Source organism: Mesorhizobium sp. M5C.F.Ca.IN.020.32.2.1 (assembly GCF_004023105.1).
In the GTDB taxonomy this organism is placed as follows: Bacteria; Pseudomonadota; Alphaproteobacteria; order Rhizobiales; family Rhizobiaceae; genus Mesorhizobium; species Mesorhizobium wenxiniae.
In genome coordinates this window covers 1-459 of the sequence record NZ_RZSX01001665.1, presented here as the reverse complement: position 1 = coordinate 459, position 459 = coordinate 1, and the positions used below count along the sequence as shown (strand labels likewise).

The 459-nt window shown below is 61.7% G+C and carries 1 protein-coding gene; it reads right to left on the bottom strand.

What is annotated here, in order from left to right:
* Positions 1-459, bottom strand: a 459-nt coding sequence (locus EOA86_RS38045; RefSeq protein WP_128345902.1) for an extracellular solute-binding protein, incomplete at both ends; no start/stop codon positions are given.

The window sequence follows — 459 nt, the reverse complement described above, 5'->3', positions numbered from 1 at the left end:
ACGTCTTCGCCGAAGAAGACCTCGTTGACCATCTGGTTCCACGGACCGTTGGCGGAGTTGATCAGGTCGTTGAACACCACCGAATAGGGCGTGCGGCCCTTGGCCATGGCCTCTGCGGCGACCTTGTAGCGCGGGTCGAGCTCCTTCAGCGCCTCATTGGCGATGTCGCCGCGCACCGGAAGGCTGCCATATTTCGCCAGGATGGTCTGGCCTTCGAGCGAATAGGCGAAATCGAGGAACTCCTTCACCACCGCGATCTTGGTGGTGCCCTTGGTGACAACGAAATTGTCGCCGCCGGCGAACGACGACCAGCCGCCATCCTTGCCAGGCAGGAAGGTGACGCCGTAGTCGATGTCTGTGTATTGCGTGTTCAGCGCGCCGATGGCGAAGGCGCCGGACGGCGAGATGCCGATATTGCCGGCGGCAAACGCAGCAAAGAAGTTGGAGCCAGTGTCGGTC